Source organism: Actinoalloteichus spitiensis RMV-1378, from assembly GCF_000239155.1.
Lineage (GTDB): Bacteria > Actinomycetota > Actinomycetes > Mycobacteriales > Pseudonocardiaceae > Actinoalloteichus_B > Actinoalloteichus_B spitiensis.
The window spans coordinates 1-1,009 of the sequence record NZ_AGVX02000609.1 but is presented as its reverse complement, the minus strand read 5'-3'; the positions used below and the strand labels follow the sequence as shown (position 1 = coordinate 1,009).

Below are 1,009 nucleotides of genomic sequence, written 5' to 3'. Positions count from 1 at the left end.
CCCCGACGAATTCCCCTCGCCCCACCGGAACGGCAGCCGGAGGAAAACCACCACGTCGGCCGTGCGGAAATTTTCGAAATGATTTTTCCCGTTCGGGCACGGCCGACGGGGACGGTCGACCGGAGGGCATCCCGCCCACCCCGGGCACCGGGCACCGGGCCGCGACGAGGGGACGTCACCCGGCGATCGGGACCTCACCCGGGAGGGATGGCCCGGTTCGACCACCGCGCGCGGTCGAACCGGACCGTTTCACCTCCCGCAACAGGGTCTGGGCCGACCCGCGAGCCACCCCGCCGGTCGGATGGGGGCCTGGGGGCGTGGCGCCCGACCGGCCCCGGCCGGAAGAGGGACCTCAGTGGTCACGCCACCGAGGCGGTCCACCACCCGCGCGCAGCGCCGCCAGCTCCCGGTGGGCGCGTTCCAGCTCCCGCCGGTAGACCCGCTGGGCGGCGTAGACGCGGTGGCGAGGGCTGTCGAGGTGGCGCACGCCTCCGCTGAGGTTCGGCCGCAGCTGCTTGCGGATCGCGAGCAGTCGGGCGGCCGACCCGCCGGCACGGTGGGTGAGCACCGCGCCGGCCACCAGCTCCGCCTGCCGGCTCAACAGCGGGAACGCGCCGGCGTCGGTCTCGAAGAGGCCGAGGAAGAACAGGTCGGGGCGCTGCCGGTGCAGCACGTGGAGGTAGAGGTCGGGTGTCCCGTCCTGCCACACCGGGAGCCCAACGGGGAGGAACGGGAAGTCCACCCGGTAGCCGGTGGCCTGGATGACCAGGTCGGGACGCCAGGAGCTGTCGTCGGTGAAGCGCACCTCGGGCCCCTCCAACGCGGCGACGTCCGGGACGGCCGTGACGTCGCCGTGGCCGAGGTGGTGCAGGATGCGGTCGTTGAGGATGGGATGGCTCTCGAAGATGCGGTGGTCAGGGGCGGGGAGGCCGTAGTCCTCGGGCCTCCCGACGAGCAGCCGGAGCAGCCGCTCCATCACCGCCTGCCGCAGCCGGCTGGGCAGCGGCGG

At 73.6% G+C, this 1,009-nt stretch carries 1 protein-coding gene; it reads right to left on the bottom strand.

The genetic code is table 11. From position 1 onward, the window contains the following. Positions 1 to 352: 352 nt before the first annotated feature. The coding region (locus ACTIDRAF_RS30595; protein ID WP_016700969.1) for a hypothetical protein at positions 353 to 1,009 on the bottom strand (657 nt) is incomplete at its 5' end.